The 15346-nt window shown below is 64.7% G+C and carries 17 protein-coding genes and 1 pseudogene; 7 read left to right on the forward strand and 11 right to left on the reverse strand.

Translation table 11 applies throughout. The features are described from left to right. The first annotated feature begins 144 nt into the window (after positions 1-144). Positions 145-588 (forward strand): cyanase, encoded by a 444-nt coding sequence (cynS, locus tag V6M89_RS07565; protein WP_332852618.1) that lies wholly within the window; start codon positions 145-147, stop codon positions 586-588. 21 nt (positions 589-609) lie between these two features. On the opposite strand, the gene V6M89_RS07570 is transcribed toward cynS, so the two are convergent. The 5 genes and pseudogenes from V6M89_RS07570 to V6M89_RS07590 all read right to left on the reverse strand — a co-directional run bounded on the left by V6M89_RS07570 (position 610) and on the right by V6M89_RS07590 (position 3728). Further along, positions 610-1470 (reverse strand): DUF3034 family protein, encoded by an 861-nt coding sequence (locus V6M89_RS07570; RefSeq protein WP_332852819.1) that lies wholly within the window; start codon positions 1468-1470, stop codon positions 610-612. Positions 1471-1515: 45 nt separating this feature from the next. Continuing rightward, positions 1516-1917, reverse strand: a pseudogene (locus V6M89_RS07575) (group I truncated hemoglobin); the annotation flags it as partial. 41 nt (positions 1918-1958) lie between these two features. Beyond that, positions 1959-2381: a PaaI family thioesterase gene (locus V6M89_RS07580; RefSeq protein WP_332852619.1), complete on the reverse strand. Its 423-nt coding sequence runs from the start codon at positions 2379-2381 to the stop codon at positions 1959-1961. Between the two features lie 58 nt (positions 2382-2439). Further along, positions 2440-3144, reverse strand: coding sequence for an anti-sigma factor (locus V6M89_RS07585; RefSeq protein ID WP_332852620.1), 705 nt, complete (start codon positions 3142-3144; stop codon positions 2440-2442). Further along, positions 3141-3728, reverse strand: coding sequence for a sigma-70 family RNA polymerase sigma factor (locus tag V6M89_RS07590; RefSeq protein ID WP_332852621.1), 588 nt, complete (start codon positions 3726-3728; stop codon positions 3141-3143). Before V6M89_RS07590 ends, V6M89_RS07585 begins: the two co-directional genes overlap by 4 nt. 145 nt (positions 3729-3873) lie before the next feature. On the opposite strand from V6M89_RS07590, the gene V6M89_RS07595 reads away from it, so the two are divergent. From V6M89_RS07595 to V6M89_RS07615, 5 genes are all read left to right on the forward strand, one after another. Then, on the forward strand, positions 3874-5886 hold the full coding sequence (locus V6M89_RS07595) for a TonB-dependent receptor (RefSeq protein WP_332852622.1): 2013 nt from the start codon (positions 3874-3876) through the stop codon (positions 5884-5886). A 96-nt stretch (positions 5887-5982) separates the two neighbouring features. Continuing rightward, a complete protein-coding gene (locus tag V6M89_RS07600) occupies positions 5983-7509 on the forward strand; it encodes a DUF4331 domain-containing protein (RefSeq protein WP_332852623.1) in 1527 nt (508 codons plus the stop codon). Beyond that, positions 7506-7748, forward strand: coding sequence for a hypothetical protein (locus V6M89_RS07605; RefSeq protein ID WP_332852624.1), 243 nt, complete (start codon positions 7506-7508; stop codon positions 7746-7748). Before V6M89_RS07600 ends, V6M89_RS07605 begins: the two co-directional genes overlap by 4 nt. Positions 7749-7808: 60 nt before the next feature. Further along, positions 7809-8993, forward strand: coding sequence for a tetratricopeptide repeat protein (locus V6M89_RS07610; protein ID WP_332852625.1), 1185 nt, complete (start codon positions 7809-7811; stop codon positions 8991-8993). Next, positions 8990-10111 carry a HupE/UreJ family protein gene (locus V6M89_RS07615; RefSeq protein WP_332852626.1) on the forward strand — a complete coding sequence of 374 codons (1122 nt, stop codon included), beginning with the start codon at positions 8990-8992 and terminating at the stop codon, positions 10109-10111. The genes V6M89_RS07610 and V6M89_RS07615 overlap by 4 nt, the downstream gene beginning before the upstream one ends. A gap of 117 nt (positions 10112-10228) precedes the next feature. Here V6M89_RS07615 and V6M89_RS07620 read toward each other — a convergent pair whose 3' ends face one another. The 4 genes from V6M89_RS07620 to yfcF form a co-directional block, all read right to left on the reverse strand. Continuing rightward, entirely contained in the window at positions 10229-10456 is a 228-nt protein-coding gene (locus V6M89_RS07620; RefSeq protein WP_332852627.1) for a type II toxin-antitoxin system Phd/YefM family antitoxin, read from the reverse strand. 141 nt (positions 10457-10597) lie between these two features. Next, on the reverse strand, positions 10598-11587 hold the full coding sequence (gene lipA, locus V6M89_RS07625) for a lipoyl synthase (protein WP_332852628.1): 990 nt from the start codon (positions 11585-11587) through the stop codon (positions 10598-10600). 31 nt (positions 11588-11618) lie between these two features. After that, a complete protein-coding gene (lipB, locus tag V6M89_RS07630; protein WP_332852629.1) occupies positions 11619-12305 on the reverse strand; it encodes a lipoyl(octanoyl) transferase LipB in 687 nt (228 codons plus the stop codon). A gap of 91 nt (positions 12306-12396) precedes the next feature. After that, positions 12397-13026, reverse strand: coding sequence for a glutathione transferase (yfcF, locus tag V6M89_RS07635; RefSeq protein WP_332852630.1), 630 nt, complete (start codon positions 13024-13026; stop codon positions 12397-12399). Between the two features lie 122 nt (positions 13027-13148). Here yfcF and V6M89_RS07640 point away from each other — a divergent pair, with 122 nt between their 5' ends. Next, complete coding sequence (locus V6M89_RS07640) at positions 13149-14048, forward strand: transcriptional regulator GcvA (protein ID WP_332852631.1); 900 nt, start codon at positions 13149-13151, stop codon at positions 14046-14048. Between the two features lie 114 nt (positions 14049-14162). Here V6M89_RS07640 and V6M89_RS07645 read toward each other — a convergent pair whose 3' ends face one another. Together V6M89_RS07645 and V6M89_RS07650 are read right to left on the reverse strand one after the other, a co-directional pair. After that, positions 14163-14438: a DUF493 family protein gene (locus V6M89_RS07645; protein ID WP_332852632.1), complete on the reverse strand. Its 276-nt coding sequence runs from the start codon at positions 14436-14438 to the stop codon at positions 14163-14165. A 79-nt stretch (positions 14439-14517) separates the two neighbouring features. Beyond that, entirely contained in the window at positions 14518-15330 is an 813-nt protein-coding gene (locus V6M89_RS07650) for a hypothetical protein (protein WP_332852633.1), read from the reverse strand. Positions 15331-15346 lie beyond the last annotated feature (16 nt).

Raw genomic sequence — 15346 nt, forward strand, 5'->3', positions numbered from 1 at the left:
CATTTGAGCATGAGCTCGGCTACACAGCCGAGCTCATGCTCAAATGGGGGACCTGACCCCGGGTTGCTTTAAAGCCTGGAAGGCCGCTGTCTGGCACGGCACTTGCATCACATTGGGCTCTCCTCAACCACCGGAAAGCCCGTCATGGATCGCCACCAAGTCACCCAAAAAATCCTGTCCGTCAAAGTCGCCAAGCAGCTGCGCTGGGCCGAGCTCGCCGCCGAATTCGGCCAGAGCAAGGAGTGGACCACCGCCGCGCTGCTGGGCCAGATGACTTTCAGCCGCGTCCAGGCCGACAAGGCGCAGGCGCTGTTCGGCCTGACCGACGAAGAGGCGGCGTGGCTGCAGATCGTGCCGTACAAGGGCTCGCTGCCGACCGCGGTGCCGACCGACCCGCTGATCTACCGCTGGTACGAGATCGTCAGCGTCTACGGCACCACCATCAAGGAATTGATACACGAGGAGTTCGGCGACGGCATCATGAGCGCGATCGACTTCTCGATGGACATCCAGCGCGAAGCCGATCCCAAGGGCGACCGCGTGCAGGTGGTCCTGAGCGGCAAATTCCTGCCCTACAAATCATACTGACGGGCATTGCGGCGCGCGGCGTTAAAAACCGGTTTGCAGCGACAGATACAGGCCGTGCTGCTTTTTCGGATTGAAGACGGTGATGTCGCCCAGCTGCGCGTACGCCGCCGTCAGCGAGACATGCTTGTTCGGGAACCAGGCGACGAAGGCGTCGTAATACGCCTTCTCGTTGTCCACGCCCAGATTGTGCGGCTTGCGGCGGTACTCGGCGCCCAGCGCCAGCTTGCGGTTGACCAGGTAGGCCACCGACATTTCCGGCATCAATCGCATGCTGTCGCCCTTGTCCCCACCAAAGCCCAGCAACCCCATCTGATTGGCGCGGGTCGCCCGCAGCGTGCCGTTTAGCAGCAGGCTCTGCTCGAACAGGATCTTGGTGGCCGCCACGTAGTAGTCGTAGCCATGGTCGTCCTTGGCGCCCAGCTGCTTCACATTGGTCACGCCCAGCGCGCCCAGCCCGCCGATCCCCTTGTTGCGCTTGTACAGGATGCCGACCGCCACCTGCGGCATCCAGCTGTCCTGCTCGTAGACGGCGTCGCCCGCCACCTTCAGCTTCACGCCCAGGATGTCCTGCTTGATGTTGAGCTGGTTCAGCGGCGCCAGGCTGCCCTTGAATTCCTGCGTGGCCAGCGACAGCTCCAGCCGGTCGGCGATGCCCACCGCCACGCCGTAGCTGTTGAGCTTGTAGTCCTGGGTGTCGATGTAGGTGTAGTGCGCGTTGGCGCCCCAGCTGTCGCGCGTGCCATAGCCGCTGATCAGCGCCCACGGCGTGATGCCGCCGCCGCCAGCGCCTTCGACCTGGCTGACGCCGCCGGTGGCGAGGAACTTGCCCATCTCCGGCCTGGCCTGCGCGGCCGTGGTCGTGGTCACGATGGCGCGCTGCATCGGCGCCAGCTTGGCGATCAGCTTGTTCGATACGCTGCTGGGCACGTTGTTCCGCTCCATCGCGATCTGCAAGTCCTCGGTCAGCGCGTTGAACATCGCGTTGGTGATCTTCAAATCCTGGTGCACGGTGGCCATGTCGCGCACGGTGCCGACGCCGTCCATCGTCTTGTCGCGGTATTTGCCGGTGTACTTGCACGGGCCGCCGGCGAACTCGCAGAACTGCTCCTGCAGCCGCACGTTGAGCTGCGCCATGTCGAAGTCGGCAAAGTTGTCCTTGATGCGCGGATCGGCCAGCACCATGGGGATGAAGGTATCGACGATCCTCTTGATGCCCTCCTTGCCGCCGAGGCCGACGTAGGTGGCGTCATCGGTGTAAGGCGTTTGCGCGGCGGCCAGCGACGAGGCCAATAGCAGGCCGAGCACGGCCATCCTGGAGAATGTCATCATCTCGGGTCCTTAAGCGTGTATGCCCAACGCCAATTTAGCAGTTATTTCGGGTACAGAACCATCTGTGTGCAGCGGAACAACGCTATCGTCTTACCAGTCGCCTTGTTGGTGACGATGGCGTCCCACACCTGCGTGGTGCGGCCCAGGTGCACCACCTTCGCGGTCGCGACCACGACGCCGTCGCGCGCCGTGCCCAGGTGGTTCGATTTCAATTCGATGGTGGTGAAACTGTTCGCGCCTTCCGGCAGGTGCGAGAAGCAGGCGTAGCCGCAGGCGGTGTCGGCCAGGGTCACCACGCTGCCGGCGTGCAGGAAGCCGTTCGGCGCCAGGTGTTGCGGCGTGACGGCGAACTCGGCGACGATCTCGCCTTCGCCCACGCCGGTGATGACGATGCCCAGGTGATCGGGCAGCGTGCCCTTGCCGAACTGGTTGAAGTATTCCGGGTTGAACTTGCTGGCGTCCATGACTGCCTTTCGCGAATGGGGCTCACGCCCGACATCCGCGATGATAGCAACTTTCCCCCTACATCACCCGGACCCAGTTGCCCTTGTACAGGATCGGTCCGGTCGGCCCCTTGGGATCCGGCGAGCCGCCCTTCGGCTCCAGCGTGACCGCCAGCAGCGCCACGTCGTCGCCGACGGCCTTGCTGGTCATCGCCAGCTTGACCTCGCCACGCTCGTTCAGCAAGCCCAGCGAGCGCGGATTGCCCGACTTCGGCACCGCCCACAGTTCCAGCGATTTGTCGCCCGGCACCGCCGCCGCGCCGACCACCCGCACCGTCATCGCCTGGTGGCGGCTGTCGCCGGTCAGCAGCAGCGCGGTCTGCGCCTTGTCGTCGGTCAGCGTGGCCACGTAGTCGAGCTGCGGCGCCTGCAAGGTGCGCACGCCGATCGTCACCACCAGCAAGGCCGCGACGGCGGTCGACACCACGCCCAGCGAACGCCAGAACGTCAGCGAGTCGTTGCGCCAGAACTGCCACGCCGCATGCGCGCGCGGCAGGTTCAGGCGGCGCTCGATGCCCAGCCACACCTGCTTGCGCGGCTGCCGTGCGGTGGAGAACTCGGCCAGCGGCACCAGCCGGTCCTGCCATTCGACCACGATGCGGCGCAGCGCGGCGTCGTTGTGCATCTGTCCTTCGAAGCGGCGGCGCGCGCCGCCCTTGAGCGTGCCCAGCACGTATTCCGCCGCCAGCTTGTCGCGCAGCGGAGCGTTGTCGCGGAGGTTCATGCGCGCTCTCCCTTGGCCAGGCAAGTCTTCAGCTTGTCGAGGCTGCGGCGTATCCAGGTCTTGACGGTGCCGATCGGCAGCGCCATCTGCTGCGCCACTTCGCTGTGCGACAGGTCATGGAAAAAAGCCAGGCCCAACACCTGCCGGTGCAGCCCTTCCAGCGCCGACATGCAATAGGCCAGCGCCTTGGCGTCGCGGCTCATTTCCAGCGCCTCGATGGGCGTGGCTCCGGGATCGTGCAGTGCATTGATAACCTCGCTGTCAAACTGTTCGCCGTCGATTTCGGTGGTCACATCGCTGCGGCGCAGCAGATCGAAAGCCTTGTTGCGGACGATGGTCGTCATCCAGGTCATGGGTGCGGCCAAATGGCTTTGATAGGTGCCGGCGTTGTTCCAGATCGCGACGAAACTTTCTTGCAGCACCTCTTCGGCCAGTTCGCGCTTGACCAATATACGCAGCGCGAAGCCAAACAGTTTCGCTGAAGTCGCATCGTAGAGCGAACGAAATGCGACGGCGTCGCGTTTGGCCGCACCTTGCAGCCAGATGCGCAGCTGCTGGGGATCGAGAGTATTCGCGTCTGACACTGCGGGCCTTGGGGAAGTGGAGAAAAGTAGCAAGCGTGAGAAAAATACCATATCGCGCATGCGCGCGACCACTTATTTATTTTGAATCCGACCGCCACGCCGCTGCGTACATGGCTCATCGAAAACGCAACGCGGGAGCATAGTGATGATCAAGAGCGGTATCGCCGGACTGGTCACCGCCATCGCGGCCGGCGCCTGCGCCGCCGAAACGAGCGGTGACGGCGCGCCGGCCGCGCGCGTCGTCGTGCTGGCGCACTACGACAACGCGGTCGGCACCTCGGACGCGGCCAGCCAGGGCACGGTCACGTCCAGCCTGATCGCCAGCCGGCCGGCGCTGCGCACCGGCGAGCTGCTGGAATTCGTGCCCGGCATGATCGTCACCCAGCACAGCGGCGACGGCAAGGCCAACCAGTACTTCCTGCGCGGCTTCAACCTCGACCACGGCACCGACTTCGCCACCTACGTCGACGCCATGCCGGTCAATATGCGCAGCAACGCCCACGGCCAGGGCTATTCGGACCTGAACTTCCTGATCCCGGAGCTGGTGCAGCGCATCGACTACAAGAAGGGCAGCTACTTCGCCGACGAAGGCGATTTCTCATCGGCCGGCGCAGCCCACATCCGGCTCGCCGACCGGCTGGCGCAAGGTTCCGCCAGCCTGACGCTGGGCAGCTACGGCTACCAGCGCGGCGTGCTGGCAGACTCGCTGGCGGCGGCCGGCGGCACGCTGCTGTACGGCCTGGAACTGAGCCGCAACAACGGTCCGTGGCAGACGCCGGAACAGGTGCGCAAGGCCAGCGGCACGCTGCGCTACACGCGCGGCGACGCGCAGGACGGCTACAGCATCACCGCCATGGCCTACCGCAACCGCTGGAACGCCACCGACCAGCTGCCGCAGCGCGCCGTGGACGACGGCCGCCTGGACCGCTACGGCAGCGCCGATCCGAGCGACGGCGGCGACACCTCGCGCACCAGCCTTGCATGGGCTATGCACCAGCGCCGCGAGGGCAGCATCACCGAAGCGTCGGCCTATCTGGTGCGCTCCAGCCTGGACCTGTACAGCGACTTTACCTATCTGCTCAACGACCCGGTCAACGGCGACCAGTTCCAGCAAAGCGAGCGCCGCACGATGGCCGGCTTCAATGCGAGCCAAACCTGGGTCAGCCAGCTAGCCGGTGTGAACATGCGCAACAAATTCGGCGTGCAGACGCGCAACGACCACATCGCGCCGCTCGGCCTGTACCGCACGGTCGCGCGCCGGCCCATCGCCACCGTCAGCGAAGACCGCGTCAACCAGGCCAGCGCCGGCCTGTATTGGGAAAACACCAGCTACTGGTCGCCGGCTTTCCGCAGCATCGCCGGGCTGCGCTATGACGCCTACCGTTTCAACGTCAACGGCAGCCGCGCCGAAGCGCACAAGGCGTCGCCCAAGCTGTCGCTGATCTTCGGCCCGTGGAACCGGACCGAGTACTTCGTCAACTACGGCGCCGGCTTCCACAGCAACGACGCACGCGGCGTGCTCAAGGCCGCCGATCCGGCCACGCCGCTGGTGGGCACGCGCGGCGCCGAGCTGGGCTTGCGCAGCGAGTGGTTGCCCGGCCTGCAAAGTTCCATGTCGCTGTGGACGCTCGATATCGATTCCGAACTGGTGTTCGCCGGCGACAGCGGCGACACCGAGGCCAGCCGCCCCAGCCGCCGCCGCGGCATCGAGTGGAGCAACCACTACGTCGCCGCGCCATGGCTGCTGTTCGATCTCGACCTGTCGGCCTCGCGCGCGCGCTATCGCCGCAACGACCCGGCCGGCAACTACGTGCCGGAGGCGCTGGACAAGGTGGCGTCGTTCGGCGTGACGGTCAAGGACATCGGCCGCTGGTCCGGCGGCTTCGAGCTGCGCTACTTCGGTCCGCGTCCGCTGATCGAGGACAACAGCGTGCGCTCGGCCGCCACCACGCTGGCCTACGGCCGCATCAGCTACCAGCTGGACCGCAAGACCAGGCTGACGCTGGACGGCTTCAACCTGTTCAACCGCCGCGCCAGCGACATCGATTACTACTACGCGTCGCGCTTGCCGGGCGAGCCGGCAGAAGGCGTCAGCGGCGTGCACGTCCATCCGGTCGAGCCGCGCACGCTGCGGCTGACATTGAGCAGGAATTTTTAAGCGATAAATCTTATCTAATTTGAATCCGGCGCGCGGCCAGCACCGTATATCAAGACGCAGTACCTGGCAAATCAACCTATTGGGGGAGAAAACGAAATGCAAACTATCGTCAAACACGCGATGCGCGCGGCCGTCATCGGCGCCGTGGCAAGCGCATTCGCACCAGCGGCCATGGCGTCCAGCCACCGCGAAGCGCCGTTCGTCGCGCAGAGTCCTAAGGTCGACGGCACCGATTTCTACATGTTCCGCAGCTATGAAAGCGGCCGCGCCGGCTTCGTCACCCTGATCGCCAACTACATCCCGCTGCAGGATGCCTACGGCGGCCCGAACTACTTCGCCATGGACCCGAACGCGCTGTACGAGATACACATCGACAACAACGGCGACGCCAAGGAAGACCTGACCTTCCAGTTCCGCTTCAACAACGCCAACAAGGACACCAAGCTCACCGTCGGCGGCAAGCAGGTATCGATACCGCTGGTGATCAACGGCGGCGCCATCGCCGGTCCCAACGCGGCCGGCGCCAACGTGCGCGAAACCTACACCGTGAGCGTGGTGCGCGGCGACCGCCGCACCGGCACCAAGGCCTACGTCAGCAACGCGGCCGACGGCGTCATCACCTTCGACAAGCCACTCGACAACATCGGCAACAAGTCGATACCGAACTACGCGGCCTATGCCGCCGCCCACATGTACAACATCAACATCCCCGGCTGCAGCACGCCGGCGCGCATGTTCGTCGGCCAGCGCAAGGACCCGTTCGTGGTCAACCTCGGCGAGACCTTCGACCTGGTGAACATCAAGGCCCCGGCCACCGAGTTCAACGCCAATGCCGAGAAGGCCGCCAGGGACGACCTGGACGACAAGAACGTCACCTCGATCGAACTGGAAGTCGCCGCCTCCTGCCTGACCGCGGCCGGCAGCACCGATCCCGTGATCGGCGGCTGGACCACGGCCAGCGTGCGCCAGGCGCGCCTGCTGAATCCGACGCCGAATGCCAGCTCGCCATCGAAGGAGGGCGGCGCCTGGACCCAGGTATCGCGCCTCGGCATGCCGCTGGTGAATGAAGTCGTCATCGGCCTGAAGGACAAGGACACCTTCAACAGCAGCAAGCCTTCCGGCGATGCGCAGTTCGCGACCTACGTCACCAATCCAACGCTGCCGGCGCTGATTGAAATCCTGTACGGCAGCGCCGGCGCCAAGGCGCCGACCAACTTCCCGCGCAACGACCTGGTGGCGACCTTCCTCACCGGCGTCAAAGGCCTGAACCAGCCGGCCACCGTGGTCGCTTCGGAGATGCTGCGCCTGAACACCTCGACGCCGGCCGTCGCGATGGGCGCGCAGAACCGCCTGGGCGTGATCGGCGGCGACAATGCCGGCTTCCCCAACGGCCGCCGTCCCGGCGACGACGTGGTCGATATCGCGCTGCGCGTGGTGATGGGCAAACTGTGCACGCTGAACCTGGGCTGCGCGCCCGCCGACGCGGCAGCCGGCGGCCTGCACTTCACCGACGGCGCCTACCTGGACGACAGCTTCTTCACCGCCGCCTTCCCGTACCTGAAGACGCCGATCGCCGGTTCGCCGCAAACCTCGGGCATCACGTCCGCCCGGAGCAAGCCATGAAGTACCTCGGCCTGATTGCGCTGCTGGTGCTCAGCGCATGCGGGGGCAGCACCCACTACGAAGACCACACGCCGGTCACGCCGCCGCCGCCACCGCCGCCGGTGGTGACGCTCGATGCGTTCTACACGGCGATACTGGCCATCATCGGCGATGGCAGCGAAACCTCCACCGAGCCGATGGCGACAGATAGCGTGGTCGCCACCGCGCCGGAGGATACGGAACCGGTCGCATACAAGTAAGCCATGCAGCACAAGGGCGGGCGCAATATGGTCCGCCCTTTCCGCCGTTTTGAGGTCATCATGAAGAAACCATTATTTGCGCTGCTGTTGTCGTGCTTCGCCGCTGCGGCGCAGGCGGCGCCATACATACCCGCCACCGGGCAGCAGGTCGTCGAGACGCTGCCGCGCCGTGGCGACCCGGTGCAGCAGGAACTGCGCCGCATGCGCAGTGAATTGAACGCGCGCCCCAACGATATGGCATTGGCCACCAGCCTAGCCACGCGCTACATCGGCCTTGCCCGCAGCGAGACCGATCCACGCTACCTCGGCTACGCACAGGCGGCGCTGGCGCCGTGGTGGTGGCTGTCGTCGCCGCCGGCGCCGGTGCGCCTGCTGCGCGCCACGCTGCTGCAAAGTACCCACCAGTTCAAGCCGGCGATGGACGATCTGAAGGCCGTGCTGGCGGCCGATCCGCACAATGCGCAGGCATGGCTGACACAGGCCACCGTGCAAACCGTGCAAGGCGACTACGCCGGCGCCACCGCCAGCTGCGCCCACCTGTCGGCGATGTCGATAGAACTGATCACCATCACCTGCATCGCCAACGTCGGTGCGGCGACCGGGCGCTCCTTGAAGAGCGAACAGCTGCTGGACCTGACGCTGGAACGCAGCAGCAACGCGCCGGCCGAGCTTCAGGTGTGGGCACTGACGCTGTTGGCGGAGATGGCGCAACGGCGCGGCGCGGCCGACATCGCCGAGGCGCGCTACCAACGCGCGCTGGCGCTCAGCCCGCGCGACAGCTACCTGCTGGGCGCCTATGCCGATTTCCTGCTGGAGCAGCGGCGCGCGAACGAAGCCGCCACGCTGCTGAAGGACCAGACCCGCATCGACGCGCTACTGCTGCGTCGCGCACTGGCGTTGCAGCAGCAGCAGCAGAGTAACGCCGCACGCGTAGCCCTGGCTTCGGACGTGAAGAAACTGGCGGCCCGCTTCGACGCCGCCGCCCAACGCGGCGACACCGTACATCAGCGCGAACAGGCGCGCTTCGAACTGATGCTGCGCCACGATCCGGCCGCCGCGCTGACGCTGGCGCGCAGGAACTGGGCGGTGCAAAAGGAAGCGGCCGACATCCGCATCTATCTGGAATCGGCGCTGCAGGCGCGCGACGCCAACGCCGCCAAGCCGGTGCTGGACTGGGTCGCGCTGAATCACACCGAGGACGTGGCCGCAACGCGCCTGATCCGCCAACTGCAAGCGGGGACATGATGAAACGCCTGCTGCTATTTTTTGCGCTGCTGTGCGGCGCGGCGCTGCCCGCCTATGCGCACAAGCCCAGCGACAGCTATCTGTCGCTGGAGGTGCAGGGTGAACGCATCACCGGCCAGTGGGACATCGCGCTGCGCGACCTGGATTTCGCCATCGGTCTAGACCAGGATGGCGACGGCAAGCTGACGTGGGACGAGATCCGCGCGCGGCACGCGACGATCGCGGCGTATGCGCTGGAGCGCTTGGGCATCGCCACCGACCAAGGCGCCTGCCGCATCGACACCGACCAGCAGCTGGTCGACGATCACACCGACGGCGCCTACAGCGTGCTGCGTTTTCATGCGGCCTGCCCCGGTCCGGTAACGGCGCTGATCATCAACTACCAGCTGTTCGCCGATCTCGATCCGCAGCACAAAGGCTTGCTGCGCTTGACGCGCGACGGCGCGACGTCCACCGCGATTTTCGATCCCGCGCATGCGCGCCAGACCTTGTCGCTGACATCGCCGGACCGCTGGCGGCAATTCGGCGCCTACGTGAAGGACGGCGTGTGGCATATCTGGATAGGCTACGACCACATCCTGTTCCTGCTGTCGCTGCTGCTGCCGGCGGTGATGCTGGGCGCGCGCGGCACGCCGTCGGCCAGCCTGCGCGAGTCCTTCATCGACGTGCTGAAAGTGGTGACGGCCTTCACGCTGGCGCACTCGCTGACCTTGACGCTGGCCAGCCTGTCGCTGATATCGCTGCCATCGCGCTGGGTGGAATCGGCGATTGCGGCGTCGGTGGTGCTGGCGGCGCTGAACAACATCTATCCGCTGTTCCGCGGCCGGCGGCCGGTGGCGGCGTTCGGGTTTGGGCTGATCCACGGCTTCGGCTTCGCCAGCGTGCTGATCGACCTGGGCCTGCCGCAGGGCGCCTTGCTGACCAGTTTATTCGGCTTCAACCTGGGCGTGGAGATCGGCCAGCTGTGCATCGTCGCCGCCTTCCTGCCACTGGCGTTCGCGCTGCGCGGCACCTGGTTCTACCGCCGCCTGCTGACCGGCGGCTCGGCGGTGATCGCGCTGGTGGCGGTGGTGTGGCTGGCCGAACGCGCGTTCGACCTGAAGCTGATCAGCGCCTGACTCACCGCCAGCAGCATGAGTCAGACCATCTCGACGAGATCGGAATAGCCCGCCAAAACGCGATCGGCGGTCAACAGTTTCATCGTTTCACACATGGCCTGGGCAACCAGCATGCGGTCAAAGGGGTCGTGATGAATGGTCGGGAAGCGGTGCGTCGAAATCCTCGGCGATCCAGATCTTCCCCTTCATAGAGCCGAATTTGCGGTGGGGGGTGGGTTTGTCGATAGCGACCAATCGCGCAACCGGGTTGCCGTTCTTAGCAAGGAGAATCTCTTCTCCATTCTTGGCAGCATCAATCAGATTTGCAAGTTGATTGCCCGCCAGATCAATTTCAATGGTTGGCATGTTCACCTCCAGAGGAATTTTTACTCTAGACCTGCTACACCTTGAAGGCAAGCGCTTGTTGTGAACTTCTTGAGCTAAAAAAAAAGGTAAGTCCTCTTTCAAGGACTTACCTTTCGCAATCTCAAGAACCTGTTGATTTCTTTATACAGCGGCGGCCAGCACGTTGTGCGCCTGCTCGTCCGCGTGGTAAGAGCTGCGGACCATGGCGCCGACGGCGGCGTGCTTGAAGCCCATTTTGTAGGCTTCCGCTTCGAACATCTTGAACACGTCCGGGTGCACGTAGCGGCGCACCGGCAGGTGGCTGTTCGACGGCGCCAGGTACTGGCCGATGGTCAGCATGTCGATGTTGTGCTCGCGCATGTCGCGCATCACTTGCAGGATCTCTTCGTCGGTCTCGCCCAGTCCGACCATGATGCCGGACTTGGTCTTCACCGCAGGGTACAGCTCCTTGAATTCCTTCAGCAGCTGCAAGGAGTGCATGTAGTCCGAACCCGGACGCGCTTCCTTGTACAGGCGCGGCACGGTTTCCAGGTTGTGGTTCATCACGTCCGGCAGGCCATCCTTGAAGATGTCCAGCGCCTTTTGCAGGCGGCCGCGGAAGTCCGGCACCAGCACTTCGATCTGGGTCTTCGGCGACAGCGCGCGGGTGTGCTGGATGCACTCGACGAAGTGGCCGGCGCCGCCGTCACGCAAGTCGTCGCGGTCGACCGAGGTGATCACCACGTAGCTCAAACGCAGCTCGGCGATGGTCTTCGACAGGTTGAACGGCTCTTCCTTGTCCAGCGGATCCGGACGGCCGTGGCCGACGTCGCAGAACGGGCAGCGGCGGGTGCACTTGTCGCCCATGATCATGAAGGTCGCGGTGCCCTTGCCGAAGCATTCGCCGATGTTCGGGCAGCTCGCTTCTTCGCACACGGTCACCAGCTTGTTCTCGCGCAGGATGTCCTTGATCTCGTAGAAACGAGTCGACGCCGAGGCCGCCTTAACGCGGATCCAGTCCGGCTTTTTCAGGCGCTCGACTTGCTCGATCGGCACGATCTTGATCGGGATGCGCGCGGTCTTGCTGGCGCCTTTTTGCTTTTCGCTTGGGTTGTAAGCCGGGGCAACGCTGGTGGTGGTTTCAGAAGTCATTTGGCTGCGTGCCCTCGCGGGCAAAGTTTGGTTATTCGTGTACTGCGGGTTCGGCCACATGCGCCAGCACGCTGATCAGCTCATCGGCCAGCTGCTGTTGCACGTCGGACAACACGGCGGTCGCGCCGACGGTGCGCATATCGGTCGTTTCCAACCCGGCATAGCCGCAAGGATTAATCCAGGAAAACGGGGCCAGATCCATCGCCACATTCAGCGACAGCCCATGATAGGTGCAACCGTTGCCGCGCACTTTCAAGCCGAGCGCGGCGATTTTGGCGCCTTGTTTCGGTCCGCCGGCCATGTAGATGCCCGGCGCGCCGTCAACGCGCTCACCGACGAGATTATACGCGCCTAAGACGTTGATGATCGCCTGCTCGATTTTATTGACGAATTGCCGGGCGTACAGCTTGCCGCCCGGCTTGTTGCGGCGCAGGTCCATCAGCATGTAGATCACCACTTGGCCGGGGCCGTGGAAGGTGACTTCGCCGCCGCGGTCGGTCTGCACCACCGGGATGGTATCCGCGCCCGCCAGCAGGTGGCCGCGGTCGGCGCCCAGGCCCAGTGTGAACACGGGCGGATGCTCGACGATCCACAGTTCGTCGCGGGTGTCCGGCGTGCGCGCGTCGGTGAAGGCGCGCATCGCGGCGAAAGTGCTGTCGTAGTCGGCGAGGCCGAGGTGGCGTATCAGCGCCGGCTCGGTTGGGGTAGGAGACGTCATGCCGCCATTATAAATCAGCCCGCCGATCGGGGCTGGAACCCGCAACCGGTCGGGGTCTGACCCCGCGGGGCCAGACCCCAGGCTGGCGGGGTTAGCCCGGCTGGTGACGCTCCAGCCACTGCTGGATGGACGGCCGCTGCCACTGGCCGGCGGCGTAGTCCTTGAGCTTTTGCGGCACCTCGTCGCCGTTCAGGATCAGGCGGTTCAGCATCAGCGTCAAGTCGACGTCGGCCAGCGACCAGCTGTCGAACAGGTTGGGGCGGCCTTCCTGCACCAGCTGGCTGGCGGCGTGGATCAGTTTGTCGGCGGCGGCCTGGCCGGCTGCCGTCAGCGGCTGGCAAGCCTTGCCAAAAAATACAGTTTCCGTGTCCCGCTCGGCGCGCACCGGCAGCAGGTCGCTGCGCAGCCAGGCCTGGATCTGCCGCGCCTGGGCGCGCTGGCGCCGGTCTTTCGGGTACAGCGCGATGTATTCCGGCGCCGGGAAGCTCTCTTCCAGGTATTCGGTGATGGCGGTCGACTCGGTCAACACAAAATCTCCCTCAACCAGCGCCGGCACGCGGGCGGTCAGCGCGCGCGCCGTGTAGGCGCTTTGTTTTTGCTGGCCGGCTTCCAGGTCCACGGTCTTGACGGTGAATGGCAAGCCTTTTTCGGTCAGCGCAACAAAGGCCGACAAAGCGTAAGGGCTGGTGAAAAGGCTGTCGACGTACAGTTCAAATGGCATGATGGCTCCGGCTAGAGTAGATTTATTCACATGGTAAGCCTTGCCGTAGCGCCTGTATAACGTTATATTTTCGTGATTCTAGCTAATTTTATTCACATAGTTATCCACAGCATGCCGACCTGATGAGCGCTAGCCGCCGCCTGCCCAATTTTTCCGCACTGCGCGCCTTCGAGGCGGCGGCACGCCACGAGAACTTCTCGCGGGCGGCGGAAGAGTTGCATCTGACGCATGGCGCGATCAGCCATCAGGTGCGCGCTTTGGAGGAGGAATTGGGCCGGCCGCTGTTCGTGCGCCACGGCCGACAGGTGAAAATAACTAGCGATGCGCTGAAATTTGCCCAGTTTTTAGGCAAATCCTTTGCCGATATCACCGCCGCGGCCGACGCCATGCGGGCTTCCAGCGTCAACCAGCGGCTGACCATTTCATCGATTCCATCGTTTGCCGCGCGCTGGCTGGCGCCCCGGCTGGGCCGGTTTATCGACCTGTATCCGGATATCGAGGTGGTGCTGCAATCGAGCGGCCAGTTGCAGGACCTGGCGCGCGACGGCATCGATGTCGGCATCCGCTTCGGGCGCGGCAACTACCCGGGGCTGGTGGTGCAGCGGCTGATGGGCGACGTCTACTATCCCGTAGTGAGTCCCCACTATCGCGGTGGGCAGCAACCGGCCTCACCGCATGAGTTGCGCCAGCACACGCTGCTGCGCTCGGTGGAGCCGTGGTCGCCATGGCTGCGCGCGGCCGGGGTCGACATGGCCGAACCGGCCGGCGGCTTGATGTTCGAGGATTTGTCGATGCTGATACGCTCCGCCGCCGACGGCAACGGGGTGGCGCTGGTGCGCCATGTGGTGGCGATGCAGGAGATCGCCTCCGGGCAACTGCTGCGGCTGTTCGATACCGCAACGCCGTGCCCGGACGAGTACTTTTTCGTGTCGCCGCCCGGCGCGGCCGGCAGGCCGCAGGTGCAGGCGTTCCGCGACTGGCTGCTGGAGGAGATCGCCGTCTTCCAGCGCCAGCAAGCCTGACGTCGTCATTCCCGCGCAGGCGGGAATCCATACTTAGCCGGCTAAGCCAGCGTTCTATGGGTTCCCGCCTGCGCGGGAAGTCGTTTCCCCCAGTGGGGGGAACGACGGCGTTCATTACATGACGATTTTGACCATCGGGTGAGCCGACAGCTCGTTATACAACGCGTCGAGCTGCTCGCGGCTGATGGCGCGGATGGTCACGGTCAGGCCGGTGTAATTGCCCTTGGGCGAAGGACGCACTTCCATTTTGCCTTCATGGAAATCCTTGTCGTGCTTTTGCACCACCAGCACGATGGTCGGGGCGAAATCGATATGAGTCGGGCCCATCACCTTGATCGGGAAGTCGCTCGGGTACTCGATGAGGGACTCTGACGGCGGGATCGCTTGCATATTCATTCCAATCAAAAAAGAAAACCGGCGGCGTCAACGCGACGCCACCGGCCTCTATTGTAGCCAATTCAGCGCAGGCTTACGCTTTGCCCAGCGCCAGAGTGGCCGCTTCCTGCGGCGCGGCCAGCTGCGCCGGCTGCTGGCCGGACAGCCGCTGCAAGCGCGCCAGCGCCGATTCGTTGGCGACGCCAGGCTGGCCGACCGACTTGCGGATCGCCTCCAGCTCGGCGGCCTGCTCGTACGGACGCTGGCCGATGTCGGTGACGATCTTCATGCCGGCCGCCTCGTTGCTGATGGCCTGGGCGCGGCGGGTCAGCGCGTTCAGCGCGCTGGAATTGCCGCGCATGCCGGACAGGCCGGCCAGCTGGCTCTGGCGCTCGGCGCGCAGGTTCTGCAGATCCTGCTGGGCGCGGGCCGAGGCCAAGGCCTGCATCGCCTTCTTCGCCGCCGAATCGAACTCGGCCAGCTGCCTGGACAGCGCATCGACGATGGTTTGCAGTTCGTCCATGTACTGGCGGGCGTCGGCTTCCTCCTGCAATTCCTGCGGCATGCGCGCCTTGTTGCCTTCCAGCTCGTCGCAGAACAGGGTGATGGTCGCCTCCGAGATCTTGCCGGCGGCCAGGCGGTCGGCCAGGGTGCCGGCCGCCTGCTCGTCGGTGGCGATCAGCTGGCGCAGCTTGACCACGTCGGCCGCTTCCTTGTCGAAGGAGCTGCGGGCGGCGGCCAGTTTTTGCGCGGTCTGGCGCAGGCTGTCGGCCAGCCGGTCGCGGTCGGCCTCGGTGGCCGTTTCCGGATCAAAATTGGCGATCGCTTCGGAAACACGGTCGCCCAGCGCGCCAAAATGTTTGGAAATCAAGCGCGCGGTCAAACCCCAGCCATTCAAGTTGCTCATGTCAGTCGTCCTTAAA

Source organism: Duganella sp. S19_KUP01_CR8 (genome assembly GCF_036688705.1).
Lineage (GTDB): Bacteria > Pseudomonadota > Gammaproteobacteria > Burkholderiales > Burkholderiaceae_D > Rugamonas.

Coding starts and splice junctions, on each gene's coding strand:
- cynS (WP_332852618.1), top strand. CDS start 145: ATGGATCGCCACCAAGTCACCCAAAAAATCCTGTCCGTCAAAGTCGCC.
- V6M89_RS07570 (WP_332852819.1), bottom strand. CDS start 1,470: ATGCAGCGCGCCATCGTGACCACGACCACGGCCGCGCAGGCCAGGCCG.
- V6M89_RS07580 (WP_332852619.1), bottom strand. CDS start 2,381: ATGGACGCCAGCAAGTTCAACCCGGAATACTTCAACCAGTTCGGCAAG.
- V6M89_RS07585 (WP_332852620.1), bottom strand. CDS start 3,144: ATGAACCTCCGCGACAACGCTCCGCTGCGCGACAAGCTGGCGGCGGAA.
- V6M89_RS07595 (WP_332852622.1), top strand. CDS start 3,874: ATGATCAAGAGCGGTATCGCCGGACTGGTCACCGCCATCGCGGCCGGC.
- V6M89_RS07600 (WP_332852623.1), top strand. CDS start 5,983: ATGCAAACTATCGTCAAACACGCGATGCGCGCGGCCGTCATCGGCGCC.
- V6M89_RS07605 (WP_332852624.1), top strand. CDS start 7,506: ATGAAGTACCTCGGCCTGATTGCGCTGCTGGTGCTCAGCGCATGCGGG.
- V6M89_RS07610 (WP_332852625.1), top strand. CDS start 7,809: ATGAAGAAACCATTATTTGCGCTGCTGTTGTCGTGCTTCGCCGCTGCG.
- V6M89_RS07615 (WP_332852626.1), top strand. CDS start 8,990: ATGATGAAACGCCTGCTGCTATTTTTTGCGCTGCTGTGCGGCGCGGCG.
- V6M89_RS07620 (WP_332852627.1), bottom strand. CDS start 10,456: ATGCCAACCATTGAAATTGATCTGGCGGGCAATCAACTTGCAAATCTG.
- lipA (WP_332852628.1), bottom strand. CDS start 11,587: ATGACTTCTGAAACCACCACCAGCGTTGCCCCGGCTTACAACCCAAGC.
- lipB (WP_332852629.1), bottom strand. CDS start 12,305: ATGACGTCTCCTACCCCAACCGAGCCGGCGCTGATACGCCACCTCGGC.
- yfcF (WP_332852630.1), bottom strand. CDS start 13,026: ATGCCATTTGAACTGTACGTCGACAGCCTTTTCACCAGCCCTTACGCT.
- V6M89_RS07640 (WP_332852631.1), top strand. CDS start 13,149: ATGAGCGCTAGCCGCCGCCTGCCCAATTTTTCCGCACTGCGCGCCTTC.
- V6M89_RS07645 (WP_332852632.1), bottom strand. CDS start 14,438: ATGCAAGCGATCCCGCCGTCAGAGTCCCTCATCGAGTACCCGAGCGAC.
- V6M89_RS07650 (WP_332852633.1), bottom strand. CDS start 15,330: ATGAGCAACTTGAATGGCTGGGGTTTGACCGCGCGCTTGATTTCCAAA.